At 44.5% G+C, this 26,281-nt stretch carries 25 protein-coding genes; 12 read left to right on the top strand and 13 right to left on the bottom strand.

The window, feature by feature from the left end:
- Positions 1-57: 57 nt before the first annotated feature.
- The 4 genes from ACSSS3_RS11480 to ACSSS3_RS11465 form a co-directional block, all read right to left on the bottom strand.
- Complete coding sequence (locus tag ACSSS3_RS11480) at positions 58-1,740, bottom strand: alanine/glycine:cation symporter family protein (protein ID WP_442844736.1); 1,683 nt, start codon at positions 1,738-1,740, stop codon at positions 58-60.
- Positions 1,741-1,834: 94 nt separating this feature from the next.
- Positions 1,835-2,842 (bottom strand): potassium channel family protein, encoded by a 1,008-nt coding sequence (locus ACSSS3_RS11475; RefSeq protein WP_442844735.1) that lies wholly within the window; start codon positions 2,840-2,842, stop codon positions 1,835-1,837.
- 2 nt (positions 2,843-2,844) lie between these two features.
- Entirely contained in the window at positions 2,845-3,072 is a 228-nt protein-coding gene (locus ACSSS3_RS11470; RefSeq protein WP_228231085.1) for a PspC domain-containing protein, read from the bottom strand.
- A gap of 44 nt (positions 3,073-3,116) precedes the next feature.
- Complete coding sequence (locus ACSSS3_RS11465) at positions 3,117-4,412, bottom strand: DUF2851 family protein (protein ID WP_442844734.1); 1,296 nt, start codon at positions 4,410-4,412, stop codon at positions 3,117-3,119.
- An 83-nt stretch (positions 4,413-4,495) separates the two neighbouring features.
- Here ACSSS3_RS11465 and ACSSS3_RS11460 point away from each other — a divergent pair, with 83 nt between their 5' ends.
- On the top strand, positions 4,496-5,017 hold the full coding sequence (locus ACSSS3_RS11460) for a hypothetical protein (RefSeq protein WP_442844733.1): 522 nt from the start codon (positions 4,496-4,498) through the stop codon (positions 5,015-5,017).
- Positions 5,018-5,019: 2 nt separating this feature from the next.
- Here ACSSS3_RS11460 and ACSSS3_RS11455 read toward each other — a convergent pair whose 3' ends face one another.
- From ACSSS3_RS11455 to ACSSS3_RS11445, 3 genes are all read right to left on the bottom strand, one after another.
- Entirely contained in the window at positions 5,020-6,000 is a 981-nt protein-coding gene (locus tag ACSSS3_RS11455; RefSeq protein ID WP_442844732.1) for a PLP-dependent cysteine synthase family protein, read from the bottom strand.
- 115 nt (positions 6,001-6,115) lie between these two features.
- Positions 6,116-6,793, bottom strand: coding sequence for a hypothetical protein (locus ACSSS3_RS11450; RefSeq protein ID WP_442844731.1), 678 nt, complete (start codon positions 6,791-6,793; stop codon positions 6,116-6,118).
- Positions 6,794-7,015: 222 nt separating this feature from the next.
- A complete protein-coding gene (locus tag ACSSS3_RS11445; protein ID WP_442847424.1) occupies positions 7,016-8,245 on the bottom strand; it encodes an ABC transporter permease in 1,230 nt (409 codons plus the stop codon).
- Between the two features lie 7 nt (positions 8,246-8,252).
- Between ACSSS3_RS11445 and ACSSS3_RS11440 the strand changes: the two genes are divergently transcribed.
- The 4 genes from ACSSS3_RS11440 to ACSSS3_RS11425 all read left to right on the top strand — a co-directional run bounded on the left by ACSSS3_RS11440 (position 8,253) and on the right by ACSSS3_RS11425 (position 12,983).
- A complete protein-coding gene (locus ACSSS3_RS11440; RefSeq protein ID WP_442844730.1) occupies positions 8,253-9,512 on the top strand; it encodes an exo-beta-N-acetylmuramidase NamZ family protein in 1,260 nt (419 codons plus the stop codon).
- Positions 9,513-9,637: 125 nt separating this feature from the next.
- Entirely contained in the window at positions 9,638-10,003 is a 366-nt protein-coding gene (locus ACSSS3_RS11435; protein WP_442844729.1) for a carboxypeptidase-like regulatory domain-containing protein, read from the top strand.
- 17 nt (positions 10,004-10,020) lie between these two features.
- Positions 10,021-11,307, top strand: a complete 1,287-nt coding sequence (locus tag ACSSS3_RS11430) for a serine hydrolase domain-containing protein (protein WP_442844728.1) — start codon at positions 10,021-10,023, stop codon at positions 11,305-11,307.
- A gap of 125 nt (positions 11,308-11,432) precedes the next feature.
- Complete coding sequence (locus ACSSS3_RS11425) at positions 11,433-12,983, top strand: M20/M25/M40 family metallo-hydrolase (RefSeq protein WP_442844727.1); 1,551 nt, start codon at positions 11,433-11,435, stop codon at positions 12,981-12,983.
- A gap of 87 nt (positions 12,984-13,070) precedes the next feature.
- Here ACSSS3_RS11425 and ACSSS3_RS11420 read toward each other — a convergent pair whose 3' ends face one another.
- The gene (locus tag ACSSS3_RS11420; RefSeq protein WP_442844726.1) at positions 13,071-14,057 is read right to left on the bottom strand and encodes a DUF1028 domain-containing protein; all 987 of its coding nucleotides are present in this window, start codon (positions 14,055-14,057) and stop codon (positions 13,071-13,073) included.
- An 88-nt stretch (positions 14,058-14,145) separates the two neighbouring features.
- The gene (locus ACSSS3_RS11415; RefSeq protein WP_442844725.1) at positions 14,146-14,643 is read right to left on the bottom strand and encodes a YkgJ family cysteine cluster protein; all 498 of its coding nucleotides are present in this window, start codon (positions 14,641-14,643) and stop codon (positions 14,146-14,148) included.
- A gap of 36 nt (positions 14,644-14,679) precedes the next feature.
- Between ACSSS3_RS11415 and ACSSS3_RS11410 the strand changes: the two genes are divergently transcribed.
- Both ACSSS3_RS11410 and ACSSS3_RS11405 read left to right on the top strand, forming a co-directional pair.
- Positions 14,680-15,408, top strand: a complete 729-nt coding sequence (locus tag ACSSS3_RS11410; protein ID WP_442844724.1) for a class I SAM-dependent methyltransferase — start codon at positions 14,680-14,682, stop codon at positions 15,406-15,408.
- Positions 15,409-15,517: 109 nt separating this feature from the next.
- Positions 15,518-16,306 (top strand): hypothetical protein, encoded by a 789-nt coding sequence (locus tag ACSSS3_RS11405; protein ID WP_442844723.1) that lies wholly within the window; start codon positions 15,518-15,520, stop codon positions 16,304-16,306.
- Between the two features lie 71 nt (positions 16,307-16,377).
- Here the strand turns inward: ACSSS3_RS11405 and ACSSS3_RS11400 are convergent, their stop codons facing one another.
- On the bottom strand, positions 16,378-17,262 hold the full coding sequence (locus tag ACSSS3_RS11400; RefSeq protein ID WP_228231072.1) for a hypothetical protein: 885 nt from the start codon (positions 17,260-17,262) through the stop codon (positions 16,378-16,380).
- A 292-nt stretch (positions 17,263-17,554) separates the two neighbouring features.
- Here ACSSS3_RS11400 and ACSSS3_RS11395 point away from each other — a divergent pair, with 292 nt between their 5' ends.
- Complete coding sequence (locus ACSSS3_RS11395) at positions 17,555-17,719, top strand: hypothetical protein (protein ID WP_228231071.1); 165 nt, start codon at positions 17,555-17,557, stop codon at positions 17,717-17,719.
- 1 nt (position 17,720) lies between these two features.
- Here ACSSS3_RS11395 and ACSSS3_RS11390 read toward each other — a convergent pair whose 3' ends face one another.
- Complete coding sequence (locus tag ACSSS3_RS11390; protein WP_442844722.1) at positions 17,721-18,419, bottom strand: HAD family hydrolase; 699 nt, start codon at positions 18,417-18,419, stop codon at positions 17,721-17,723.
- A gap of 154 nt (positions 18,420-18,573) precedes the next feature.
- Between ACSSS3_RS11390 and ACSSS3_RS11385 the strand changes: the two genes are divergently transcribed.
- Positions 18,574-18,735, top strand: a complete 162-nt coding sequence (locus ACSSS3_RS11385) for a Lacal_2735 family protein (protein WP_442847423.1) — start codon at positions 18,574-18,576, stop codon at positions 18,733-18,735.
- A 72-nt stretch (positions 18,736-18,807) separates the two neighbouring features.
- Here the strand turns inward: ACSSS3_RS11385 and ACSSS3_RS11380 are convergent, their stop codons facing one another.
- Both ACSSS3_RS11380 and ettA read right to left on the bottom strand, forming a co-directional pair.
- On the bottom strand, positions 18,808-19,923 hold the full coding sequence (locus tag ACSSS3_RS11380; protein ID WP_442844721.1) for a PepSY-associated TM helix domain-containing protein: 1,116 nt from the start codon (positions 19,921-19,923) through the stop codon (positions 18,808-18,810).
- Positions 19,924-20,268: 345 nt separating this feature from the next.
- Positions 20,269-21,960, bottom strand: coding sequence for an energy-dependent translational throttle protein EttA (ettA, locus tag ACSSS3_RS11375; RefSeq protein WP_228231067.1), 1,692 nt, complete (start codon positions 21,958-21,960; stop codon positions 20,269-20,271).
- A gap of 334 nt (positions 21,961-22,294) precedes the next feature.
- Between ettA and ACSSS3_RS11370 the strand changes: the two genes are divergently transcribed.
- Genes ACSSS3_RS11370 through ACSSS3_RS11360 form a run of 3 tightly spaced genes read left to right on the top strand, consistent with a single transcriptional unit; the run spans position 22,295 to position 26,272 of the window.
- Positions 22,295-23,086, top strand: a complete 792-nt coding sequence (locus ACSSS3_RS11370) for a 2Fe-2S iron-sulfur cluster-binding protein (protein WP_442844720.1) — start codon at positions 22,295-22,297, stop codon at positions 23,084-23,086.
- A 15-nt stretch (positions 23,087-23,101) separates the two neighbouring features.
- Entirely contained in the window at positions 23,102-24,091 is a 990-nt protein-coding gene (locus tag ACSSS3_RS11365) for an FAD binding domain-containing protein (RefSeq protein ID WP_442844719.1), read from the top strand.
- Between the two features lie 9 nt (positions 24,092-24,100).
- On the top strand, positions 24,101-26,272 hold the full coding sequence (locus ACSSS3_RS11360) for a xanthine dehydrogenase family protein molybdopterin-binding subunit (RefSeq protein WP_442844718.1): 2,172 nt from the start codon (positions 24,101-24,103) through the stop codon (positions 26,270-26,272).
- Positions 26,273-26,281: the final 9 nt, after the last annotated feature.

The following is a 26,281-nucleotide window of genomic DNA, read 5'->3' as shown; positions in this document are numbered from 1 at the left end:
AAACAAAAAAACCGAAGCTTTTCAACTTCGGGTTTTATAGTTCTAAATAAAAAGATCTCAGCTTAAGGCTTCCCTTTTCAATTTGATCGCATCGAGATAGCGTCTTAATTGTTTTTTCACGACCGGAAACAGGAAGAATAAGCCAACCATATTCGGGAAGATCATTGCAAAAATCATAGCGTCAGAAAATTGCCAGATCGAACCCATATTTGCCGCTGCACCAATCACGATAAAGCTTAGAAAAAGGAGTTTGTAAACCAAATCTGCAACTTTACCTCTTCCGAAGAGAAACTTCCAGGATTGAAGACCGTAGTACGACCACGAAATCATCGTAGAAACTGCGAAAAGCACCACCGCGATAGTCAAAAACACATTTGAAAACGGAATATACTCGTGAAAGGCTTTTGAGGTAATCCCCGCACCTTCGTAGGACATCCCGTCAATGATCACTGCGCCACTGCCGTCTCCTCCGTATTCAAAAAAGCCGCCAAAGTTGAATATGATAATGACTAGAGCCGTCATGGTACAGATAACCACCGTATCAATAAAAGGCTCGAGCAACGCAACCAGCCCTTCACTCGCCGAATATTTGGTACGTACCGCAGAGTGTGCGATAGATGCAGAACCCGCACCCGCCTCATTGGAAAATGCTGCCCGTTTAAAACCTACCAAAAGTACTCCGATCACACCTCCTACTCCTATCGCTGTTGGATTAAAGGCTTCTTCCATAATCAAGGCAAACGCATCGTCAAGCAGTGAAAAGTTGATTGCTATAATATAAAAACAAGCCGCGAGATACATAATCGCCATAAATGGAACCACCTTCTCAGTCACCTGAGCAATACGTTTGATTCCGCCAATGATAATGACCCCTACAAGCACTGCAATTACAACCCCAATCCAGAATCCTGCCCCGGTACTTTCAAGGCTAAACAACTCCTTTAAAACTATTGTTGCCTGGTTGCTTTGGGCCGCGTTACCGCCACCAAAAGAACCGCCAATGCAGAAAATGGCAAAAATGACCGCTGCAATTTTTCCTAAAACAGCAAAACCTCTTTCCTTTAAACCTTTGGTCAGGTAATACATAGGTCCGCCATAAACGGTACCGTCTTCACCCACATCCCGGTATTGCACTCCCAACGTGCATTCTACAAACTTGGTAGACATCCCAAGCAAGCCGCAAACAATCATCCAAAAGGTTGCCCCGGGACCGCCCAAAGCAATTGCAAGAGCTACCCCGGCGATATTACCATTACCTACCGTACCCGAAACCGCAGTAGCCAGCGCCTGAAAGTGACTTACTTCGCCCGCAGACGACTCATCGCGTATGGTATCTACAATATCATTATTTACAGCAAGATCATTGTCTAAATTTTCAATATGCTGCTCAATATCAACCTTATTTAAATCTACGCCGTTTGCAATCCCGTCTTCTCCATACAAAACTTTAGCTCCGTGATTTTCGATATCTTCATACTTACCGCGTACGGTTTGAATGGCATTACCGAAATAACGGAAGTTTGGAAAACCAAAATAGATGGTAAAAAATAATGCGCTAAATACGAGAAGTAGCAACACAAAGGGAATCCCGAAAACATTGAAGAAAATAAGATTAAAGAAGAAATCTGAAATGGGGGCAAACGCCTGATCGATTTGCTGATCGATCCCGATTTCAGCATCCTGTGCACTTGCGGTAAAAATGGTTGTTAGCAAGAGCATTGCGGTAAAAATGTGCTTCATGAATTAGCATGTGATTAGGTTAAAAAAAAAGGAGTTTTGTTCAATTGCTTTAAATATCTTTCAAACTTTACTCCTAAACACCGTAAACATACTACTAAATCGCAAATTCTTTGTGTAAATTTTCAATCTGCTCGGGCCTTCCTATCACAATAAGTTTGGAGTCCCGCTCCAGCAGCAGGGAAGCTTCGGGATTGATCACATAATCACCCGATGGAGATTTATACCCAATTATGGAGCAACCGGTTTTGGCGCGCAGGTCTATATCTCTTATGGTGCGGGTTTTATGATCCGGGCAAACGGCTTCATAGGTGATTTCCTGTACATTAACACGACCTCCCGTAGTGACCTGCAGGTTATCTAAAAATTCGACCAAATCAGGTACCACAACTAAAGAAGCCATATGATCCCCCCCTATTTTATCGGGCATAATAACGTTATCTGCACCGGCAAATTTTAGTTTTTGATAGGTTGTTTCTTCAGATGCGCGGCTAATAATTTTCATTTTTTTGTTCATCTGCCGGGCCGAAAGCACTACAAATAAATTATCTGAGTCATTAGGCAAAGCCGAAATAAGCGTTGAAGCGCGATCTACACCGGCTTTTACAAGAATTTCGTCTTCGTTGGCATTTCCGGTCACAAAAAGCATCTCGTCTGTCTGAAACTTAGCCACGACGTCTTCACTTTGTTCTATAATTACAAAGGGCTTCCCATACGTGGTAAGTTTCTGTACCGCTTGTTTACCGTTACGACCATACCCCACCACAATCACGTGATTCTCGAGTTCTTCAATTTTCTTCAACACGCGTTTTTCTTTTAAAAGTTCAAAATTACTTCGGCTTAAAATAAATTCGGTAATTACCGAAATCGCATAACCCACCACGGTAACACTCACTAAAATTAAGACAACCGTAAATATTTTGGCAACATCATTGAGCGGCTGTACCTCACCAAAGCCTACCGTACTGATGGTAATCACCGTCATATAGATCGCATCTGTCCAATCGTACTGCGCAAAAAATTTAAACCCCAGCACGCCAAAAACAAGCATAGCGAGTATAAGACTTAATGCAACATAAAAGCGATTCCTAAAAAGTTGTAGCATAGTTATAAATCAAATACCGAGCTTCGTTTTGTATAGACTAAATCTTTGAGCTTTAACCAAAAGGCAAGCACCAGATAAACGGCAAAGCCCAGACCTGCTGTAGCAAACGAGAGGTATATAAAAAACAGGCGCACGTTTTTAGCGCGAATCCCCATACGGTCGGCAAGCCGCGAGGAAACGTAAAACCCGTTACGCTCAAAAAAGTACCGTATTCTGGAAATCAAATTCATCTGGTCCCGTTTGTGTGCAAATTACTAAATTTTATCGGGCAGTGTCATTTGTGCCCTGCACTTAGCAGAAAATTACCCAAACCACAATGCAGGCATTTATTTGGGTCGCAATACTGTTGCTTTAATTGTATCAAAGCCTGACTGTGCAATGCATCTTTATCAAACTTTCGCAAGGTTTCAAAACCGGCAACCAGGCTGTTCTGTTCCAGTGGAATCTGGGTCAATAAGCTGAGCAGGTCTTCTTCAATTTCTAAACCACGGGATCGGGCGTAAGCAAATTTCACCGGGATCAGGGTATTGATGAGTAAAATATCGGTAAAACCGGCAGTCAGTTTTTTCGCTCTGGCGGCGTGTAGTTTCCCAAAAGTGTAATGCGTCTCCCAATAGGCAGAAGCTTTAACGCCTAGTATTTTTTGAAAAACTTCCCGTTCTGAAGTCTGCACACAAACCTCAAAGAGGTTGGGCGACTGCTCGTAAATAGCCGCAAGTTGTGAAAGTCGTAGCGTTGGAAAATTAGGCGGTCTCAGTTTGAAAAACTGCATCTGATGGTTGAGGCCGGGCGAAAGATTAAACTTAGTTCTGGCAAATTCAAAATCCTGCTTCCATTTGCGCACTGCTGCTTCCTGCGTTTCTTCGGGCAATAACCCGGCCAGACCTAAAAGCACGGGCTCGAGCAATCCCGACGCAGTACTCAGCTTACGAACTACCGTAAACGGAATGCCCCTGGCGAGTTCTTCAAATGCTTCGGCATTGACCAGCGTACCAAAACTACGCGCCAGCCTCACAAACAATACCGCTTCCCAATCGCCCTGAAGTTCGTCAAGCTGAGCTTCGACCTCAAGTACTTTTCGCTCCAGACGTTCAAAATAAACCCGCTCAAGCCAGGGCTCAAAAACAGATGCCGGGATTTCTCCAAAATCGGTTTCACAGTTAATAAAACGCTTCTGATCCCGTTTGAGCAAATTTTGGTAAGAATGCAATAGTTTCTGGGGGACGCGCTCACTTAAAGCTAAGGTGGGTATGGGTTGGTTGGCTTTATCAAATACCGCACAATCATCTTCCCAAACCACGTGTAAAATAACATTTGCGTAGGCTTCATCCTGCTCGTGATTGTGCAAATACCAGTCTGAACTTTTGAGATGAATCTCGACATTACCGGCCCAGAGCTGCCCGTCTATACGCAGCTGAGCATTGAAAAAATCGGGGCCCGCAAGCTGGTTGTGCATTCCCGGTTTAAGGATTTGTACGGTCTGCCCGGCAGTTGTAAACACGCCAGACTCTGAAGTGGCGTCTTCAAATTTTAAAAACTTCCAGAGATAATGTAAAAAAGCCTCGTTCATTAGGATAAAGTTAAAGCAATTTTAGCACAACCTTAATAGGCTTCAAGCCTCAGCTCCAATACCTTTAAAAAAAATAATGTATTATGAAAAAATCAATTTTTACACTTCTCCTTGCTGCCGGAATTTTTACCGTATCATGTGGAGATCGAAAAACAAACAGCGATAACGAAATTCAGCTGGAAGAACGCGAAGGGCCTGTCGTGGAAGGCAAGGATATGATTCCTGCAGATGACAGCGATTCAGCTCAAAATAAAGCCGAAATTGTAAGTGCCAAACAAGTAGTAAATAAGTATTTCGCTGCTCTTGACCGCGGCGATTTTACCGAAGCTTATGAGCAAATGTCACGCTCCGGTGACCGGGGAACAGCTTCTGAATTTGCAGAAGAAAACGCTGAAATTGAAACCATAACGGTCAGTTTTACACAGGATGCAACCGTAAATACCAATGCTAATGGTACTGAAGTAGCATTGCCTTTACGCTACACAGTCAAAACGAAAAATGAAAATACAGAAACGTATTCAGGGTCGGCTATCGTGCTGAAAGCAAGTGGTGAAGATTCAGATTATCAGATTTTAAAAATGAATATAACCCGCGAGGACAGCTAATTTTAATCCAGGAAACCCTTTTCGCGCATCCAGGCATCATTATACATTTTGCCCACATAGCGGCTGCCGTGATCGTGAAAAAGAACTACTACCACATCATCTTTGGTAAAATGTTCCTTAAGCTGAAGTAATCCTTTTATAGCTGCACCTGCCGAATTGCCCAGGAAAAAACCTTCTTCCTTGGCAAGACGGCGGGTGTAAACTGCGGCGTCTTTGTCGGTTACCTTGGTAAAGCCGTCAATCAAATCAAAATTTACATTGAGCGGGAGTATGTCTTCGCCAATTCCTTCGGTGATGTAGGGATAAATTTCGTTTTCATCAAAAATACCGGTCTCGTGGTATTTTTTGAAGACTGATCCGTAGGTATCAACACCCCAGACTTTCACGTTTGGGTTTTTCATTTTAAGATAGGCACCTACTCCTGAGATAGTTCCGCCGGTACCAACCCCAACCACAAAATGGGTTACTTTGCCTGCCGTCTGTTCCCAGATTTCCGGGCCGGTTGATTCAAAATGCGCCTTGCAGTTACTCGGGTTATCGTATTGATTGACGTACCAGGAATTGGGTGTTTCTTCGGCCAGGCGGCGTGAGGTACTGTAATAAGACTGCGGATCATCGGGTGCCACATCGGTTGGGCAAACCACTACTTCGCAGCCCACCGCTTTAAGAATATCTATTTTCTCCTTGCTTTGTTTGTCTGAAATAACACAGACCATTTTATAGCCTTTCACAATTGCAGCCAACGCAAGCCCCATTCCGGTATTTCCCGAGGTACCTTCAATGATAGTTCCTCCCGGTTTTAAAATTCCGGCAGCTTCGGCATCTTCAACCATTTTTACTGCCATTCGGTCTTTTACCGAATTCCCCGGATTGAAGGTCTCGTATTTAGCCAGCACCAGACAAGGTAAATCTGCGGTAAGTCTGTTGATTTTTACCATCGGCGTGTTGCCTATGGTTTCCAGAATATTTTCGGCATACTGCATAAAGTGATTTTTTAAGCTATCTCAAATTTAAAGCGGAATATACTTTCTATTTTGAGAAATCTAAGACTTAAGAATAATTTTTATGCCGAATTAACAAGAATTAACGCTCAGGCAACTACTCTGAAAAGCTCGAGGATGCTCTTTGTAGCGGAAGCTTCAGTTTTACACCTTTCACCTTAAGAATCCAATAAATAGTTGCCGTATTGCCCACCACTGCCGGAAGAATCCAAACCGCCAGACCAGACAGATGGGTTCCTGCAACCAGAAAAGCGGTAACCGATGCGATATAAGCCCCTATAATCTTACCGATGTGCTGTACCAGCCAGCCGGTTTTAGTCTTATGCGGATTTCGCAAAAAGTTGAAATCCATCAAACACAGCACCAGACCAATTGCGCCAAAAAACAGAAACAACACCGCTATCTCTCCCGATTTTAGCAGTCCCGCGGCAAGCATCAACGCCGAAATTAAGGCCATAAATCCCGAAATGCCCCAATCTACTTTACTGGCAACAGTTTTACGCTTTTTAAAACGCAAAGACCGGTTGCCTACCAACACCATATAAATAGTAAATAAGCCAATCATCACCAAAAAGGGGTTTTCGTGTCCCGGCATACTGGCAATGGGCACCGAAAGACCCGAACTCGCCAACATGCCAATCGTGAACCACTTTCCGGATTTTTTATGGAATTTGCTTCCTTTTTTGACCATAAAACTAAGGCTTCCGGCTATAAGGCCGATGGCTCCAAAAAAAGCGTGAATGTAAATAGCGATCTTAATTGCGGTTTCCATCATAAAGGTTTTGAATTACCCTTCAAAAATGAACATTCATCTGCGCGATCAGAAAAAGGCTTTACTCAACTGTAGAATTTAGCCTCTCAGTTGTAAACTAATACGGTTTTGCTTTCGCCCCTGCGCGAACGTAAATGAGCTCAGTAAGCCCTTGAGATATGCATAGGAAAAATAGCCTGGTTTCCAAGGCAAGTCGTGGGATATTACACCTTTTGGCGGAACCAATTAGTCGAATTTTATAGTCTTTACCGGAGAAATACGGGTGATCACATAAGACGGAATGAGCAGCATCAGCGCACACAGCAGGAAAGTACCCACGTTGAGCAACACGATATAATACCAGTCTATATACACGGGAGCTTCGCTTACGTAATAGGTTTCAGGATTTAGGGTAATCAAACCAAAATACTTTTGAATCAACAATAAACCGATACCGATAACATTACCCCAAAACAATCCCACACCTACCAGATACAGCGCATTGTACATAAAGATTTTACGGATGCTCCAGTCACTGGCGCCTAAAGCTTTGAGTATCCCCACCATCGGGGTACGCTCCAGAATAAGTACCAGCAGGGCCACAATCATATTGATCCCGGCAACGATGATCATCACAGCTATGATGAGTGCTATGTTAAAATCAAAGAGCGATAACCACTCAAAAATGGAGTAATATTTCTGCTTAATGGTCATCGTATTGAGAAACGAATCGGTATTCTTATAGATCTCGACCCCAATCTCATCGAGCTTATCAAAATCGTCTACAAAAACTTCAAAAGCGCCTACCTGATCCTCTTCCCACCTGTTGAGCCTTTGAATATGTCTGATATCTGCAAACAAAAAAGTCTCATCAAATTCCTGAAAACCGCTATCGTAAATCCCCACGATATCAAAGCGGCGGTTTAAAAAGCCCCCATCTTCTTTCAGGAAAAACACGATCACCTTATCGCCGTTTTTAAAACCAAGACGGTTGGCGAGATAGGTACTGATCAGGATTTCGGTATTGAGTTTATCGCTGTAGTCAGGCAGTCTTCCTGTTACTAAAAACTCCTGCATAAAATCCCAGCGGTAGTCTGCGCCCACGCCTTTTACAATAATGCCTTCAAAATCGGTTGGTGTACGTATCACACCGGCTTTGGTAGCCGTAACCTGTACGTGACTCACCTCGGGTACACTTTTAAAATCGGGGTAAAAATCCTGATTTTTAGGAATAGGATTGAGCGTTATATCGCTGTTGTTGCCATCAAACTGGGAGACAATCACATCGCCATTAAAGGCCGAAACTTTTTCTTTTATTTTTTGCTGAAGTCCTATACCTGTGGCGATGGTAATCATCATCATCACCATACCCAGCACAATTGCGATAATTGCAATTTTAATAATAGGGGTCGAAGCAGTACTTTTATACTGTTTGGCACCAATTATGCGTTTAGCTGTAAAATATTCAAAATTCAATCGTCCTATGGCGTTTCGTTTGCTCAAAAGTACCTTTTTTTTAGTTGTTGTAATTGCGATTTCCTGCGGAAACCATCCCGGAAAACAAAAACAGGAAGCCGCTGCTGAAGCTTCACTGCCTGATGCCCAAAATCAGGAAACCGAATTGGTTTTGGGCGCAAACCGCACCGAAGCCTACCTCCCGATGTTGAAAAACAAGCGTGTGGCTGTAGTGGGCAATCCCAGTTCGCTAATTCTTAAAGCCGAAAAAATAAATACTGAAGAACGTTATACCCATCTGGTCGATTCGCTTTTAAGCTTAAACGTAAATCTGGTAAAAGTCTTTTCTCCCGAACACGGTTTTAGAGGCACAGCCGATGCCGGCGAAGCGGTAAAAGACGGAAAAGACCCTAAAACCGGTTTGCCGGTGATTTCGCTTTACGGCAACAATAAAAAACCAAAACCCGGGCAGCTGGAAGGTCTGGACGTGATTGTTTTTGATATTCAGGATGTAGGTGTACGCTTTTATACCTATATCGCCACCTTACATTATGTGATGGAAGCAGCCGCAGATGCCGGCATTCCGGTCCTTGTGCTCGATCGCCCCAATCCCAACGGAAGCTATGTAGACGGCCCGGTGATGGAAGCCGAACACACCAGCTTTTTGGGTATGCACGCCGGTGTTCCGCTGGTTCACGGGATGACCATAGGAGAATACGCGCAAATGATGGCCAAAGAAGGTTGGCTAAAATCTCAAAAAGAAGTCAAGCTTACCGTAATCCCAATGACGGGGTACCGGCACGATTTAGCCTACTCACTACCGGTACGGCCTTCGCCCAATTTACCCAACGACCAGTCGGTAATGCTGTATCCCAGCCTGGGGCTTTGCGAGGGCACCGCGCTTAACGCCGGTCGGGGTACCGAAATGCAGTTTCAGGTTATAGGCAGCCCGTTACTACCGGCAGCCGATTATCCTCTTGCTTACACGCCTCAGCCTAATTCTGGTTCCAAAAACCCCAAATTTAAAGGCGAAGTTTGCCACGGCCTTGATCTGCGCGAGCTTGCTCCTCTCAACCGGGTAGACCTGAGTTTTATCTACAACGCTTATCAAAACTATACCGATAAAGCTTCCTTTTTCAACACGACCAATTTCACTGCACACGCGGGTACGGCGCTTCTGCAAAAACAAATTGAGCAGGATTTGGGGCTTGATGCTATTTATGCTTCCTGGAAACCCGGCATTGACCGGTTTAAGTCCCTGCGCTCCGGATATCTGATCTATCATTAATTTTCAAAACACGTGTAAATTACCCTAAAATTGTCGAAAATTAACAACTAGTATCTGCGTATTTCCTATATTTAAGGCCCTCAATTTCTTAAAAATCAATCTTTCATAGAAAAACGCAAGCCTTTATGAAATTTCTTATCACGTTAACGCTTTTGCTTTTTTGCGGCGCTACACAAGCCCAGCGACTTTTGGGCACAGTCACCGATGCTAAAACTCAGGAGCCAATAATGGGCGTAAACGTATTTATCAAATCGATAAAAAAAGGGGTTACCACAAAAAAAGACGGAGTCTTCTACTTTGAACAGGCAAATGGCCTGCAACCTCAGGACACCCTTTTGTTTAATATGGTAGGTTACCGCACCTTAAAATTAACTTTAGATCAGTTTCAAAAACTCGAGAAAAAAGTAAGCCTTTACGAAGAAAACCTATCCAACCTGCGCACTGGTAAATCGGTCAGGATCATTAGTATCAGTGACGGAAACAGTAAATAGCAAACTCTAATAACTTTATGAAAAACACATTCCTGAAGCCGTTCGTTTTAGGCTTATGCCTCTGCGGTTTTACCGTTTTCGCCCAGCAAAACACCTATGAATTACCCGTTGCAAAACCTGTAGATGCAGGTATGCGCACCTATCACCTCAGCTATATCGACTCGCTGGCCAACGAGGCAATAACCGAAAAACAGGTGCCCGGCATCGTGGCGCTGGTGATGCGCGATGGCAAGGTGGTTTACCATAAAGCTTTCGGTCAGGCTGATCCTTCGGGCAAAAAACTGGAAACGACTTCCATCTTTCGCATTGCTTCACAAACCAAAGCCATAACCTCAACCGCAGCGATGATTTTGTGGGAACGCGGTAAATTTCAGCTAGACGATCCCATTGCAAAGTATATTCCCGAGTTTAAAGATGCGCAGGTACTCGACTCGCTATTACCTGACGGAAGCTACACCTCACACCTGGCAGATAAACCCATTACCATTCGTCATTTGCTTACCCACACTTCGGGGATTGGCTATGGTGCGATAGACGGTGATACCCGTTTCAGAAAACTATTTGAAGATGCCGGAATCATCGACGGCTTTACAACCAAAAACATAACTCTGGCCGAAAACGAACCCAAGGTTGCCAAAATGCCGCTCCACCACAACCCCGGAGAGCGTTTTACCTACAGTGAGGGAATCGATGTGGTAGGGTATCTGGTTGAACTGCTTTCCGGCAAAAAGCTGGATGTATTTATGCGCGAAGAGATTTTTGAGCCTCTGGCAATGACCGACACCTATTTCTACATCCCAAAAGAAAAGCACGAACGTCTGGTTGCCGTACAAGCTCTGGAAAATGGCAAATGGACAGACGCCGGTTCTAATGCTTTTTATGCTGCAAACTATCCTATAAGCGGTGCTCAAACTTTCTTTTCGGGCGGAGCGGGACTTTCAAGCACCGCGCTTGATTACGCGCAGTTTTTACAGATGTACGTCAACGGCGGGGAGCTTAATGGGAAACGTATTTTAAGCCCAACTACTGTCGACTTTATTTTGAGCAATCAAATAGGTGATATCTGGGCAGATCAGGGTGCCGGTCACGGTCTTGCCTTTAAGGTTGTGGGAGAAGGCGCTTCCGCGAAAGGTGGCCAGGGAAGTCCGGGCACTTTCGAGTGGGGAGGTTATTTCAACACGCAGTATTTCGCAGATCCTAAGCAAAAACTCATTGGAATCATCCTGAAACAAACTCTGGGAACCAATAACGACCAGACCGCCTGGAAGTTTCGTAACATCGTTTTTTCGTCTGTTGCAGAATAAAGAATTTTTAGGCTGAAAAAATAGAGCCTTATTAATTGTACAGGGAATCGGGCAGTTTTGTCCGATTCCTTTCATTTAAATACCATCTGTAGGCTAACTTTAGGCGGAAAACTAAATACAAATCCATGAAAAAACAGCTTTTTGCTTTTGCGTTCAGTTCGCTGCTAAGCGCCGGGTTATGCGCCCAAAGTCAGGAGGAAACCATCAAAGCGGTGGTTACCGAAGCCACTGAAAACTCCCAGCTTAAATTACTTGCTCACCAACTGCTCGACGTTGTAGGGCCCCGACTCGTAGGAAGTCCTGAAATGAAACAAGCACACGACTGGGCGGTTAAAACCTATACCGATTGGGGTATCCCTGCTGAAAATCAGCAATGGGGAGTTTGGAAAGCCTGGGATCGCGGGATTACACATATTGATTTGGTGAGTCCACGCAGCGTGAGTCTGGAAGGCATGCAACTGGCGTGGAGCCCTTCGACTTCTGCCAAAGGTGTAGAAGCCGAGGTTGTCGTGCTTCCGGAAGCTAAAGATTCACTGGCCTTTCAAAATATGCTGAGCCAGGTTAAAGGTAAGTTCGTGCTGGTTTCTATGCCTCAGCCTACCGGAAGACCCGATGAAAACTGGGAAGAATGGGCAACTCCTGAATCTTTTGAAAAAATGAAAACCGAGCGTGACGCGCTTAACGATGCCTGGAACGCCCGCATCAAAGCCACCGGATATTCTTCACGCGAATTACCGAAAATTTTGGAAAAAGCCGGATCTGCTGGGGTGATCACCAGCAACTGGTCTCGCGGATTTGGCGTAAACAAAGTCTTTTCGGCCTACACCGATAAAATCCCGATGGTAGACATCGCTTTAGAAGATTACGGTTTGCTCTACCGCCTCGCGGATTATGGCGATAAACCGGTCATCAAGGTGGTGGCTCAATCTAAAGATCTGGGCGAAGCACCAACCTTCAATACCATAGCTCAGATTAAAGGGACCGAAAAACCGGACGAATATGTGATTCTCTCTGCACATTTTGATTCGTGGGACGGCGCTCAGGGCGCTACCGATAACGGCACCGGAACCCTCGTGATGATGGAAGCTATGCGTATTCTGAAAAAAGTATATCCCAATCCAAAACGCACCATCCTTGTTGGGCACTGGGGAAGCGAAGAACAGGGACTTAACGGTTCGCGTTCTTTTGTAAAAGACCATCCGGAAATTGTAGCCGGTGTACAGGCGGTATTCAATCAGGATAATGGCACCGGTCGCGTGGCAAACATCTCCGGAAACGGATTTTTACACGCTTACGATTACCTCGGCAGCTGGTTAAGCGCAGTGCCCGATGAAGTAGCCGAAATCGAAACCAACTTCCCCGGAGCTCCCGGTCGTGGAGGTTCTGACTACGCCTCGTTTGTTGCCGCGGGTGCTCCTGCTTTCAACCTAAGTTCGCTAAGCTGGAATTACTGGAACTACACCTGGCATACCAACCGCGATACCTATGATAAAATCGTTTGGGATGATGTGCAAAACAACGTAATTCTTACGGCTGTATTAGCCTATATGGCCAGTGAAGATGAAGAGAAAACCTCACGCGAACAAATTGTTTTACCGGTAAATTCCAGAACCGGCGAACAAATGACCTGGCCCGAGCCTCGTGACGGAACCCGTCGTGGTGGACTTGAGGATTAGATTGTAGATTTGAGATATTAGACCAAAGATCTAAGACAAAAACGCCTGAGCTTATAGCCCAGGCGTTTTTTTGTTTCAAGCAAGAGATTACAACTCCTGAATCTCCTTTACTTCTTCTTCACTAAGCGTTAATAATCCCGGTTTTACGAGACGGCCTATCATCTCGCGCCAGTTTTCGTCCTGCTCAAAAATGTTTTTAAAAATAGGCTTGGCTTCTTCTAGCTGCCCGTCGTTTGCCATCGCTACGGCTGCCCAGAATTGCATTTCCAGATTATCGGGAAACATACGTTCAGCAGTACCATAAAGCTTTAAGGCTTCGGGCATATCGCCGGCCTCTACAGCCAGATCGCCCCGATTCATATAGTCGTAGGCACGGGCAACCTTCAATAAACGGTCTAATTCTTCAATGGGGTTTTCGTGATCGTCAACCCGCAAATTGATTCTATATTCTTCCCAGGGATTTTCAGCCAATTCCGGACCTACCACGATCAGGGCTGCACTTTGCTTTCCGCGTATATCACCCCCTGCATCCTGAGCGGCTTTAAGCACGGCCACCATACGCTCTGCAAGCGGAAGATCGCTATGAGCCTCAAAAGCTTTTGCCATCGCAGGTACCGTTTGATCGGTAAGCATCATATTGGCCTGTACCGAGAAATTATCACCGGTTATCTGACTGGCGTATACCACACATTTCTCACCAGTGTATGCGGCAGCATTTCCATTTACATCTAAAAAAGCGACCTGGCGAAAGGCCTTTCCTTCATCTTCGGCTACCAGTTGATCTAAGGCTGCTTCTGCTGACAGACCTTCCTGCATAAGTGCCAAACCTTTTGGCCCGTATGCCGGATTTACAAAAGATTGAGTTGCCACGACCCCTACGCCGCTTTTTCCCCAGGAAACAAGCGAGCCCACGCTAAACCAGTGACTCTGTACGGTAACCGCCATCTCGCCGGTATTGGCATCGCGCGCCACGATAGAAAAGGTGTGTGCAAAGGCGCTTTTGTCTGCATTGATGTTTTGAGCAATCCCTGAAGCTGCGAGCATCAGACTAAAAAGGAGTACTGGTATTTTCATAGTTTTAAAAATTTGCGATTTGTAACAAATTTATTTTTCAATAAATTATATAGGTATCGGTTTCTAGTTTAATCGCCCATTATGGGCGTTACTTTAATTTTATACGTTCTTTCATCTTTTCGACGATGTTATAAGCTGCGGGACAAATCGCAACGTTCTTCAGGGTAATATTGGTTATCTGCTGAAATTTCTTGCGGTCGGTATGCGGAAACTCGGCACATGCTTTGGGTCGTACATCGTAAATCATACAGTAATTATCAGCTCCCAGAAAGGTACACGGCACCTCTTGCAGCACATAGTCGTTGTCTTCATCAATACGCAAATAGGTATCAATAAACTGTGCATCTTTCATCCTGAAATGCTTTGCGATACGGCTGATGTCACGGTCGGTAAACAAGGGCCCGGTGGTCTTGCAACAATTGGCACACTCCAGACAGTCGGTCTGCGCAAATTCCTCATCGTGCAATTCCTGCATCTGGTAATCCAGATCTTTGGGCGGTTTACGCTTCAGCTTTTTGAAATAGACGGCAGTCTCTTTATGCTTATCTTTGGCCAGATTGGGCAGCTGCTCAATAAATTCATCCATAGCGCTAAAATACGCAATTAAACCAGCCTTGATTTTATGGCGAAAAAAGATTCTGCTAACCCCGATGTTTTCGGCGCAGCCCTCCTCGATTTCTACAACGAAACGTACACCGAAGACATTACAGTCATCTCTTCCCTTACCGAAGATGATGAAATCCCCGTACCTTATCTCTTCAGGGATTTTGAAGAAATGCCCGAAATCGAACAGGAAGCCTTAAAGCTTGCTGAAGGAAAAATTCTGGATGTGGGCGCCTGCGCCGGAAGCCACAGTTTATACATGCAAAAACAGGGTAAGGATGTGACCGCTCTGGATGTTTCGGCCGGGGCGATTGAAGTATGCCAACTGCGAGGAGTTGAAAAAACAGTACATGCAGATGTATTTGACCTCACCGAAGCCTCTTACGACACACTCCTGCTATTGATGAACGGCACCGGTATTTTTCAAACGCTAAAAAACACTCCAAACGCACTAAAACAGTTGGGCTCCCTGCTAAGCAAAAACGGACAGATTTTGGTTGATTCTTCAGACATCGCTTTTATGTATGAGGAAGAAGACGGCAGCTACTGGCGCGATGTGAGCCGGGCTTATTATGGCGAGGTTACTTTTAAAATTCAGTATAAAAAGCAAAGCTCTCAAGCCTTTGACTGGTTATACCTCGATTTTAAAAGCCTTAAAAAAGAAGCCGAAAAGACCGGATTCACGTGCGAAAAAATCCTTGACGGACCGCATTATGAATACCTCGCCCGTTTGATTAAAACCAATTAGGAAAACCAAATAGCATTTTACCTCGTAAATTTTAAAAACAATTTATAAAAACAACAAGTGCCGGTGGCTCTGCGTTTAAGTATTTTTACCACCCGCTAATAACAAACTGATGAAAATATTAAGAATTACCCCCTATTTTACGTTCTTTTTAAGCCTTTTACTACTTGCTTCCTGTTCTAAAGATGAGTCCACACAGGCAGATCCTACAGTGGCTAACAAACAGGCTCTGGGATCTTCTGCCCGCGATTTTTTAAGTGCCGATGCATTTACCAGCCTGCGTGTAGAAATCGCTTATGTTGCGGGATTTAAACCCTCTGCGACCACACTTAATAATTTACGCAGTTTTTTCGCCGAACGCTTAAACAAGCCCGATGGAATCACGTTTATAGAAACTGTAGTGCCTGCGACAACTGTAGGTTCTCTGGAACGTGATGAATATGTAAAAATCGAAGCCGATAACCGTACCGCTTTTAATGCCGGAGACGAACTGGCCGTCTGGATCTTTTTTGCTGATCAGAGCTCTGAAAAAGATGATGCCACCAGCCGCATTCTAGGCACCGCTTACCGCAATACGTCATGTATAATTTTCGAAAAAACCCTAAGAGATTTCAGCAACCGAATTGGCGGGGCGAGCCTCACTCAACTGGAAACCGTGACTACCGAACACGAGTTTGGGCACTTATTCGGTCTCGTAAATCTTGGGACTCCCATGGTACGTGATCACGAAGATGAGCAACCTAATGATGATGGCATAGATGCGCTGAATAAGCATTGTGATCAGGAAAATTGCCTGATGTACTTTCAAACCGTTGCCGATGCTACGAGTTCTGCAATGACCGGCCTGCCAACCTTTGGAGCATTCTGTCTCGAGGATCTTCGGGCAAATGGAGGAAAATAATTACCAAAGGCTCTAAAAACAAAAAGCTTCCGGCAAAACCGGAAGCTTTTTTATTTGTTGAGGGCAATTACTTAATCGAGTACCAGACTGGTCGTAGCGATCATTTTTCCACCATCAAAAATATTGATTTTGTATAGACCTTTAGCGAAATCTTCTCCACGTGGAGCGATGTTTTCGCAGATATCAAGCGCCGTGTTTTCGTAGTAAAACTTAGAGATCGCGCTGTAGGTCACCGTGGTAATACTGTCTATTTTAACGGTCTTGTTAGCCCCCATAATGTTGTTTTGTGGGTCTAGTACCTGAACGTAAAGTTGTTTATCTCCGGCCTCAGCAATACGGTTTTGAGGTACGGTATAACAAGCTCTGATACGGTCAACGCGACGGGCACGGTCGTTTTCTACCAGTTTACCACTATTGCGCACAATCACACCGGTACCTACCAGTTTATTGGCTGCAAGGCTTGATCCTAAAGCTACTTTTTCGGCAAGTTCATCTTTAATCGTAGCCAGACTGTCGCGCTTCATACGGCTTACTTCCAGTTCATAGGTAGTACTGTCTACACGCATAGCCAGCATCTTGTTCATACCTTTAAGGCTATCGTTCTGAGCAAATAAATACTCTCGCTCTTTCTTGAGTTTGTAAACCTCATCACGGTAACGACGCAATACAGAAATAGAAGCTTCCATTTTTTGAACCGAGTCAATCAATACCTGAATACGGTCACGAGCCTGATTAAGTTCGGTGTCTTTTAGATTATTTTCTTCGATTACCGCGTCGTATTTGGCAACCATTTGCTTCAGATCGTTCAATACCAATTCCTTTTCTTCAGTAAGTTCGGCCTTGGTATTTTTTTCCTGATTGTACAGCTTTATTGCAAAAGCCCCCGCAACTACCAGTAATACGGCAAGTATTCCCGTAATTACTTTCATTCCGGTATTTTTATTTTCATTCTCCATTTTTCTAAAATTTGATTAGTTATAGGTTATTACCTGGTTTTTTCAGTAACGTTAATTATATATCAAAAGTGTACAAATCTTTTATATCTTCCTTAAAAATTTACAGATTTTAACGAAATAAGGTCGCAAACGTTTTTTTCGGTACTTAAAGATCATTTTCAACTCCTTTAAAGGCTATCTAAAACTACCGAAACCCGGTATTGTAAACGCGAAAAACCTTCAATTTTTAAACATATTGATCAGGAATTTGAGTCATTCTCAAATTTTTACCGGATATACCTATATTTGCACAATGAACAAGGAACATAAACGCGCTGCAATACTTTTCGGCGTTTTAGCAATCATCGCTATCGTAATCTGGATTTTTCACGCCTCATTCGGCAAGGGCCTCTTACTGGGCGTTGGTATTGCGGTTTTGGTTTATGTATTGCGCAGCTTCCTTCCCAGACGAAGTTGATTTAAAACAACTGCAGCAACTCGTTTACACTGCTCAAAGCTTTAAACTTAGAATGAGCAATTTCTTCATCAACCTGCTCATGACTCCAGGTGGTATGAAATGGGATATGTATCGCATAGCCTCCCATTGCAAGTACCGGGATTACGTCTGACTTCAGGGAATTACCCACCATCAAAAATTGTCCGGGTTCAATATCGAGATGCTTTACCAGCTTTTTATACTGCGTTTCCTTTTTGTCTGAAACAATCTCAACATGGTGAAAGTAATCAATAAGACCGCTTTTGACTAATTTACGCTCCTGATCGAGTAGATCACCTTTAGTTGCCACGACCAACTTGTGCGTTTTAGACAGTTCTTGCAAAACCTCTTCAATGTGCGGTAGCACCTCAACCGGCTCGGCTAGCATTTCCTTTCCTTTCTTTAGAATGAAATCGATGGTTTCGGCACTCAGCTTATCGCCCATTAAGCGGTGCGCTGTTTCGAGCATCGAAAGCGTAAAGCCTTTAATCCCGTAGCCGTAGGTGTCCAGATTACGAATCTCGGTATCCAGAAGCTTTTCTACAATATCGTCCTCATCGCCGTATTCACGCAGGTGTCTGGCAAAGGCGAGTTCGGCTTCTCTAAAAAAGGTTTCGTTGACCCAAAGGGTATCATCGGCGTCAAAAGCAATGACTTTTATGCTGCTTAAATCCAAAAGCAAGTAGTTTTTGATGAGCCGTAAAAATACACAACTCGATTTTAAGTAAGGCCCACCGTTGGAACTCTATTCAAAAGTCTGAAACAATAGTCCTAAACCAGGTTTTGGGAAGGAATTGTTTCTTAACTTAAACGAAAATTGCTAAAAAAAGAAAATGATGTTTGGACTATTTAAAAAGAAGACCGAAAAAGAAAAATTAGAACTCGAATACAAGAAGCTGATGAAAGAGGCTTTTGAACTTTCCAAGAGCAACCGCTCGGCCAGTGATGACAAGTATGCCGAAGCTGATCAGATTATGAAAAAGATTGAAACGCTTTAGATAATCAAACTTTATTTAAGTAAAAAAGCATCGTAGTTTATCGCTGCGATGCTTTTTTACAATGGTGTCGTCTTACTTTTTCTTTTTCATTTTATTGATCCAGATGAGCGTTCCGGTAATGGGAAGACTCGTGGCTATCAGACAAGCCAAAAAGTAAATGATTTTTGAAAACATCCCAAAAACCTCCCCGGTGTGTAACGGTTTTATAAGCGATGCAAACTGTACATTGAGCGGTTTATCTGCGAAAATATCTACCGAAAGCACTTCACCATTTTTGGCAATATAGGCACGGTCTGCAGCCACAGGTGACCATCCCGAAGCATGGTTCTTGCGCAGGCTGAAATAATCGGCTCGATCTCCCGGCAAACTGATGTTCAAATCCCCATTGAAGGGAAAAACACGTGCCGCGACTTCCTCGATTGCATCAAGATCAAGTGTAGTGGTCGTCTCGGGCAGTTCAAATTCCGGGGAAGAGCGGTTAAAAACGGGTGTGCCTATCAGGTTACCCAGCCCTTCCCGATAGCCTTCAAAAGACCAGCATAATCCGGTAATGCCCATAATAACAATAAAAATAAGCGCGTAAAACCCGAGCGTATTGTGTAAATCGTGATTGACGCGTTTCCAGTTGGCTTTGGTCTTGATCTTAAAACCGGCTTTAAAGTTTTTGCGCTTGAGTTTTCTGGGAAACCAAAGCACCAAACCGGTTATGGAAAGGATCAAAAAGAAGATGGTTGCCACTCCAACAATAGGTCTGCCTATAGACGAATCAAAAAGCAACCAGCGGTGCATTCTAAAAAAGAAAAAACAGAATCCATCTGCAGGATTAGGTCCTGCAACCAATGTTTCTGCGGTATACGGATTCACCTGAAGATTGGTTCCGCGGCGTTCTTCCGGATTTTCCTTGATGGTAAAGATGTAGGGCGCAGATTGATCTGAGGGGATACTTACCGAAGTAAGGGTACCGGCGTGATCCTGCCGTATTTTGGTTTCGAGTGCGTTGAGACTAAGCTTCTCCCCTTTTGGTTCTACTTTTAAATCTTCTTCAAAAAATGCTTTGATCTCGTGTTCAAATGCCAGAATACTTCCGCTAAGACAAACCAGAAAGAGGATGATCCCGCTGGCAAGACCCAGCCATAAATGCACATCGTTGATTAATTTCCGAAAACTAAAAGACTTCTTTTTTTCCATAATTATGCTCCTGAAGCGTGTGATTTGAAGCTAAGACACCTCAATTCTCAAAACGTTTAACTGTATCGGGCACAAATATAAAATTCCATTACAACTAAAACTATTTAGACTTAATAAAAATAGTATTTAATTCTAAGGAATGCTTCAACCACAACGGAGTTCTGCTGATTGCCAATTGATTAAATAAAAAGAGGCTGTCTAAAAAGTCTTATTAACTTGAGTTGTCAGGTTGAGCCTGTCGAAACCAATCTTGATAATCAGTAAGTTGAAAATATTTCGACAAGCTCAATAGGACACGTCCTTGCTTTTTAGACAGCCTCTCTACAAAATTGTAAATAGCTTGGATTATCGTACCAGCTTCTTATACTTGATACGTTTTGGCATTAGATCGCCGCCTAAGCGCTTCTTCTTGTTTTCTTCGTAATCAGAGAAACCGCCTTCAAAGAAATACACCTGGCTATCGCCTTCAAAGGCTAAGATATGTGTACAAATTCGGTCTAAAAACCAACGGTCGTGGGAAATTACCACAGCACAACCGGCGAAATTCTCAAGACCTTCTTCAAGCGCCCGAAGCGTGTTTACATCCAGGTCGTTTGTTGGCTCATCCAGCAATAATACATTTCCTTCTTCCTTAAGCGTCATAGCAAGATGCAAACGGTTACGCTCCCCACCCGAAAGCATACTTACTTTCTTGTTTTGCTCGCTTCCGCTAAAGTTAAAGCGGCTCAGATACGCCCGGCTGTTTACCTGACGGCCACCCATCATTATCAGTTCCTGCTTGTCGCTAAAGTTTTCCCAAATGGTTTTCTCAGGATCAATATTACTATGACTTTGATCAACATAAGCGATTTGAGCGGTTTCTCCAACGGTAAAACTTCCTTTATCGGGCTCAATTTCGTTCATAATCATTTTGAAGATGGTTGTCTTACCAGCTCCGTTAGGACCTATAACTCCAACAATCCCAGCCTGGGGAAGCGTGAAATTAAGATCTTCATAAAGCAGCTTATCGCCAAATGCCTTACTCACACCCTCGGCATCAATTACATTGGTTCCCAATCGCGGGCCGTTAGGGATGTAGATTTCCAGCTTTTCATCTACTTGTTTTTGATCCTGCGACATAAGTTTGTCGTAGTTTTTCAAACGCGCTTTTTGCTTCGTCTGTCTTCCTTTCGCTCCCTGACGCACCCATTCTAATTCGCGCTCCAAAGTTTTTTGGCGCTTCGATGCAGTCTTGCTTTCCTGAGCCATACGCTTAGACTTCTGGTCTAGCCATGAAGAGTAATTTCCTTTCCAGGGGATTCCTTCTCCGCGATCCAGTTCCAAGATCCATCCTGCGACATTGTCAAGAAAATACCTGTCGTGCGTTACTGCGATAACCGTCCCTTTGTATTGTGCCAAATGATGCTCTAACCAGTGCACGCTTTCTGCATCCAGGTGGTTGGTAGGTTCGTCCAAAAGAAGCACATCAGGTTCTTGCAAAAGCAAACGACATAAAGCCACACGGCGACGTTCCCCACCGGAAAGTACTCCGATTTTTTGATCTGCAGGCGGGGTGCGTAAGGCATCCATCGCCACTTCGAGTTTGTTGTCTAATTCCCAGGCATTGCGGGCGTCAATCTCATCCTGTAAAACCGCCTGACGGTTCATAAGCTTCTCCATCTTATCGGGATCGCTGTACACCTCTTCAAGACCAAACTGATCGTTTATGCTGTTATATTCATCAAGAATCGCCACAGTTTCTGCAGCTCCTTCTTTTACGATTTCTAAAACCGTTTTATCTTCATCAAGATGTGGCTCCTGCTCCAGGTAGCCTACCGAGAACTCTTTATCTGAAGTTACATCCCCCTGAAAGTTTTTTTCAACCCCGGCAATAATCTTAAGCAAAGTAGATTTACCAGAACCGTTAAGACCCAGAATACCAATTTTTGCCCCGTAGAAAAAACTCAGGTAAATATTTTTCAATACCGGCGTATTCGCTCCGGGATAGGTCTTACTGACTCCCGTCATTGAAAAAATAATCTTTTTATCGTCTGCCATAATATGTAGTTATTGTGTTATGCTTCTGCTTCAAAAAACAGGGTGTAAAGGTATTATAATATTGTGGTATTGAAAATGACTGAAACCAGAATCCTTCCACTCAAAATTTTAGCAGAATTAACCGTGCACTCCATTGTTTAACTTTAATATAATTATAACAAATAGAGCCTTGAAACACGCAGGTTTTTAGCCCATCTTTAAAGAAACCGAAGAATTGAAATTAATTTTCTAATTATTCACCACACAAAACGGTGATTATTTGAAAAATCAAAAAGCTTTAAAGCGTGTCTCTGTAAACTGAACCGCCTTATTATAATTAATACTAATAAAAGCTATGAAACCTTCTAACCAACCCTCCTCTCAAGACCGAAAACTCGGGAAAGAAGAAGAACAACTGCTTGACGATCTGGGCATTTTTGGCCAGTCGCGGCGTACGTTTCTCAATCAAATGTCTGCTGCGGGAATAAGCCTTATGGCGGTCCCCTATTTTACATCAGACATGTTTGCCCAGGCACCTAAAGCTCCCGATCTGGACCCCGAAAGTTTACTCAATGCCCTTGAGGTGAACCTAAAAATTAATGGCGACACCTATCCGCTGCAAGTTGACTCGCGCATGACCTTGCTGGATGCCCTGCGCGAACGCTTAAACCTTACCGGCTCTAAAAAAGGATGCGATCACGGCCAGTGCGGCGCGTGCACTGTGCTCATTGACGGCAAGCGCAAGCTATCCTGCCTTACCTTATCTGCTACCTGCAAAGACAAAGAGATTACCACAGTAGAAGGTCTTGCTCAGGGAACAGATTTGCATCCCGTGCAGGCAGCTTTTCTCAAACACGATGGTTTTCAATGCGGGTATTGCACTCCGGGACAAATTTGCTCGGCGGTTTCCTTACTGAATGAAGCCAAACGTGGCGAGGTGAGTTATGTTACCGAAAATGTAAAAGACGAAGTAACCCAGCTGTCTGACAAGGAAATCAGAGAGCGTATGAGCGGTAACATCTGCCGCTGCGGGGCTTACAACAATATTGTACAGGCCATTCAGGAAGTACATTCCGGCAAAGCCGAAATGCCGCGTTGGGAATTTGCTACCGAACAAGAACTAGAAGCCAGCAGGACTGCTGAATAACCAAAAAATCAACTTATGAGACCTTTTCAATTCCACAGTCCGTCAAACGCTGCTGAAGCTCTACAAAAACATTCCAAAGATCAAAAAACCCATTATCTGGGAGGTGGCACTAATCTCATCGATCTGATGAAAGAAGATGTAGAGCGACCTGATCATTTAATTGAGGTTGCAGATCTTCCGTTTAAAGAAATTACCCAAACCGCAAATGGGGGTTTGATGCTGGGCGCTACCCTGAATAATACCGAAACTGCAAATCACAGGCTGGTGCGTAAAAACTACCCGCTTCTTACGATGGCGATGCTTTCCGCAGCTACTGAACAAATACGTAATATGGCTACCAATGGCGGCAATTTGTTGCAGCGTACGCGATGCCCCTACTATTTTGAAACCTCGATGCCGTGTAACAAACGTGAGCCCGGTTCGGGTTGTGGAGCGTTGAACGGAGCGAACAGCAAGAGCGCCTTATTTGGCTGGAGTGAGTCTTGTGTGGCTACCCATCCTTCTGATATGTGTGTGGCTTTGGCCGCTCTTAATGCTAAAGTGCACGTGGAGCAGGCAGATGGAAAGTCGCGTGTGATTCCGTTTACCGAATTTCACCGCCTGCCGGGCGATCAACCCGAAAAAGATACGAATCTTGAAACCGGCGAACTCATCACCGGCATCGAGTTGCCGGAATCTGAATTTCCCGATCATTACTATTATTACAAAGTACGCGAGCGCAGCAGTTATGCTTTTGCGCTGGTCTCTGCGGCAGTAGGCTTAAAAATGCAGGGGAATACGATTACCAAAGCGGGACTGGCTCTGGGTAAAGTAGCCCACAAACCCTGGAAACTCGAAAAGGTGGAGCGCTATTTAGAAGGAAAAGAAGCAAGCCTTTCCACTTTTGAAGCAGCAGCTGACCTTGCTTTTGAAGATGTGCAGCCCCTTTCAAAAAACGAGTACAAAATAGAATTAGGTAAAAAAACATTGGTGCAGGCACTTGTACGTGCAGCGGCACGTAGTTAAACATATAGTATGGAAACGAAAACAAAAACGGGCATCGGAAATCCCATCAGCAGGCTTGAAGGCAAGCTTAAAGTGATGGGCAAAGCCAAATACTCATCAGAATTCAGCTTTGAAAATCTGGCTTTCGCTCAGGGAATTCAAAGTACTATCGCTTCGGGAAGAATTACTGCGATTGATACTTCAGAAGCCGAAAAACAGGAAGGGGTGCTTAAAATCATTACCTATCAAAATGCACTAGAACTCAAAGACTACAATGGCCGGTTTGAGTCGCCCAGCACCAAGGGTATTTCTCCAAGTTTACAAACTCCCGAGGTTCACTTTTACGGGGAATACATAGGCGTTGTCGTTGCCGAAACCTTTGAGCAGGCACGCTATGCGGCAAACCTCATCAAGGTAACCTACGCCGAAGACCAACACCAAACCAACTTTGAAGAGCATTTAGATTCGGTTTATAAACCCGATAAAGCAAATGGAAACCCTGCAGACACGAGCTGGGGCGATCTGGAGGCGGGACTCAACCAAGCCGCCGCGAAAATCGATGTTACCTACAACACCCCTATTGAACACCATCATCCAATGGAGCTGCACAACATTATTGCAGTTTGGGAAGGCGATAACGTGACGGCCTATGCTTCAACCCAAATGGTTGAAAATGCCGTGACCACCATTGCTGAAACCTTCCAGATGCCCAAAGAAAATGTTCGGGTTATAACGCCTTACGTAGGTGGCGGTTTTGGATCTAAACTGCAATTGCGCGAGCACGCCACACTGGGTATTATGGCTGCAAAAATGGTGGGACGCCCCGTACAACTTACGGTTACTCGCCACGAGATGTTTACCGCAATAGGTTTTAGACAGCACAACCGGCAGCGTATGCGTCTGGGAGCAGATAAAGATGGAAACCTCACAGCTGTGGGTCACGATACCACTTCGCACACCTCCTTTACCGAAGAATTTCAGGAAACCTGCGGGTTGATGACGCGTATGTTGTACAAAACGCCCAATTCGCTGGTGACGCACCGGTTGATGAAGTTAAATCTGCCGTCTCCCCGCTGGATGCGCGCGCCGGGAGAAGCACCGGGAAGTTTTGCTCTCGAGTCTGCAATGGATGAACTGGCACATGAACTCGGAATGGACCCGGCAGAATTGCGCATTCAAAACGATACGCAGGTTGATCCCAGCAACGACAAACCCTTTTCCTCACGACAATTGGTAGAATGCATACGCATAGGGGCCAAAAAGTTCGATTGGAAAAACAAATGGAATCCAAAACCAGGGCATACCCAAAAAGACAACTGGATGGTGGGTTACGGAATGAGCGCCTCCTCACGAGCCGCGCCCTATTTAAAAAGTTCGGCGGAAGTCACCTTAAAACGCGATGGAGATGCAGTCACGGCGGTATTGAAAACGGATGCCACAGACATTGGCACCGGTACCTATACCATTCTGGGACAAACCGTCGCCGAAACGCTCAACCTGGACATTAAAGACGTGCAGGTAGAACTGGGAGATTCTAAATTTCCGGTGAGCCCCGGTTCGGGAGGTTCCTGGGGAGCGGCATCTTTTGCAAACGGTAGCCGTGAAGCCTGCCTCAATGCGATTAACAACCTTAAGACGCTGGCCAGCACCGATGAAGATTTAACGGTTGCTGAACTGATGAAACAAGCCGAACTTTATGAGCTTACCGCAACAGGCACAGCCGCCCCTACCGAAGAGTTTGACGATTACTCGGTATATTCATTTGGAGCTAATTTTTGTGAAGTTTGGGTTGATAAAGACACGGGTATGGTGCGTCTGGAGCATTTTGTAAATGTGGCTTCGGCAGGTAAAATCCTCAATCCCAAAACGGCTTACGGGCAAATCATAGGCGGAATCACTTGGGGAGTAGGTCAGGCCCTTACCGAACATAGTGAGGTAGAACCCAATCATGGAAATTTCATCACCCGCTCGTTTGCAGATTACCATGTGCCGGTAAATCTGGACCTGGGCAAGATCGATGTGGTTTTTGTTCCCGAAGAAGATTATATCGCAAACCCTATGGGCGTTAAAGGTATTGGCGAGCTGGGCATCACCAGTATTGCCGCAGCCATTGGCAATGCCGTTTTTAACGCTACGGGCAGACGCGTACGGGATTTGCCAATCACCCCGCAAAAAGTAATCACCACTCCGGTGACTGCTTAAACGACAGTT

The organism is Leeuwenhoekiella sp. H156 (genome assembly GCF_052218455.1).
GTDB lineage: Bacteria > Bacteroidota > Bacteroidia > Flavobacteriales > Flavobacteriaceae > Leeuwenhoekiella > Leeuwenhoekiella parthenopeia.
This window is presented reverse-complemented; position numbering and strand designations above follow the sequence as displayed.

What these genes read in the sequence shown, in the direction of transcription:
- ACSSS3_RS11450 (WP_442844731.1), bottom strand. Translation starts at nt 6,793, where the DNA reads ATGATGGAAACCGCAATTAAGATCGCTATTTACATTCACGCTTTTTTT.
- ACSSS3_RS11380 (WP_442844721.1), bottom strand. Translation starts at nt 19,923, where the DNA reads ATGGAAAAAAAGAAGTCTTTTAGTTTTCGGAAATTAATCAACGATGTG.
- ACSSS3_RS11395 (WP_228231071.1), top strand. Translation starts at nt 17,555, where the DNA reads ATGAACAAGGAACATAAACGCGCTGCAATACTTTTCGGCGTTTTAGCA.
- ACSSS3_RS11425 (WP_442844727.1), top strand. Translation starts at nt 11,433, where the DNA reads ATGAAAAAACAGCTTTTTGCTTTTGCGTTCAGTTCGCTGCTAAGCGCC.
- ACSSS3_RS11385 (WP_442847423.1), top strand. Translation starts at nt 18,574, where the DNA reads ATGTTTGGACTATTTAAAAAGAAGACCGAAAAAGAAAAATTAGAACTC.
- ACSSS3_RS11420 (WP_442844726.1), bottom strand. Translation starts at nt 14,057, where the DNA reads ATGAAAATACCAGTACTCCTTTTTAGTCTGATGCTCGCAGCTTCAGGG.
- ACSSS3_RS11365 (WP_442844719.1), top strand. Translation starts at nt 23,102, where the DNA reads ATGAGACCTTTTCAATTCCACAGTCCGTCAAACGCTGCTGAAGCTCTA.
- ACSSS3_RS11405 (WP_442844723.1), top strand. Translation starts at nt 15,518, where the DNA reads ATGAAAATATTAAGAATTACCCCCTATTTTACGTTCTTTTTAAGCCTT.
- ACSSS3_RS11370 (WP_442844720.1), top strand. Translation starts at nt 22,295, where the DNA reads ATGAAACCTTCTAACCAACCCTCCTCTCAAGACCGAAAACTCGGGAAA.
- ACSSS3_RS11435 (WP_442844729.1), top strand. Translation starts at nt 9,638, where the DNA reads ATGAAATTTCTTATCACGTTAACGCTTTTGCTTTTTTGCGGCGCTACA.
- ACSSS3_RS11460 (WP_442844733.1), top strand. Translation starts at nt 4,496, where the DNA reads ATGAAAAAATCAATTTTTACACTTCTCCTTGCTGCCGGAATTTTTACC.
- ACSSS3_RS11480 (WP_442844736.1), bottom strand. Translation starts at nt 1,740, where the DNA reads ATGAAGCACATTTTTACCGCAATGCTCTTGCTAACAACCATTTTTACC.
- ACSSS3_RS11475 (WP_442844735.1), bottom strand. Translation starts at nt 2,842, where the DNA reads ATGCTACAACTTTTTAGGAATCGCTTTTATGTTGCATTAAGTCTTATA.
- ACSSS3_RS11465 (WP_442844734.1), bottom strand. Translation starts at nt 4,412, where the DNA reads ATGAACGAGGCTTTTTTACATTATCTCTGGAAGTTTTTAAAATTTGAA.
- ACSSS3_RS11470 (WP_228231085.1), bottom strand. Translation starts at nt 3,072, where the DNA reads ATGAATTTGATTTCCAGAATACGGTACTTTTTTGAGCGTAACGGGTTT.
- ACSSS3_RS11415 (WP_442844725.1), bottom strand. Translation starts at nt 14,643, where the DNA reads ATGGATGAATTTATTGAGCAGCTGCCCAATCTGGCCAAAGATAAGCAT.
- ACSSS3_RS11400 (WP_228231072.1), bottom strand. Translation starts at nt 17,262, where the DNA reads ATGGAGAATGAAAATAAAAATACCGGAATGAAAGTAATTACGGGAATA.
- ettA (WP_228231067.1), bottom strand. Translation starts at nt 21,960, where the DNA reads ATGGCAGACGATAAAAAGATTATTTTTTCAATGACGGGAGTCAGTAAG.
- ACSSS3_RS11430 (WP_442844728.1), top strand. Translation starts at nt 10,021, where the DNA reads ATGAAAAACACATTCCTGAAGCCGTTCGTTTTAGGCTTATGCCTCTGC.
- ACSSS3_RS11455 (WP_442844732.1), bottom strand. Translation starts at nt 6,000, where the DNA reads ATGCAGTATGCCGAAAATATTCTGGAAACCATAGGCAACACGCCGATG.
- ACSSS3_RS11440 (WP_442844730.1), top strand. Translation starts at nt 8,253, where the DNA reads ATGGCGTTTCGTTTGCTCAAAAGTACCTTTTTTTTAGTTGTTGTAATT.
- ACSSS3_RS11360 (WP_442844718.1), top strand. Translation starts at nt 24,101, where the DNA reads ATGGAAACGAAAACAAAAACGGGCATCGGAAATCCCATCAGCAGGCTT.
- ACSSS3_RS11410 (WP_442844724.1), top strand. Translation starts at nt 14,680, where the DNA reads ATGGCGAAAAAAGATTCTGCTAACCCCGATGTTTTCGGCGCAGCCCTC.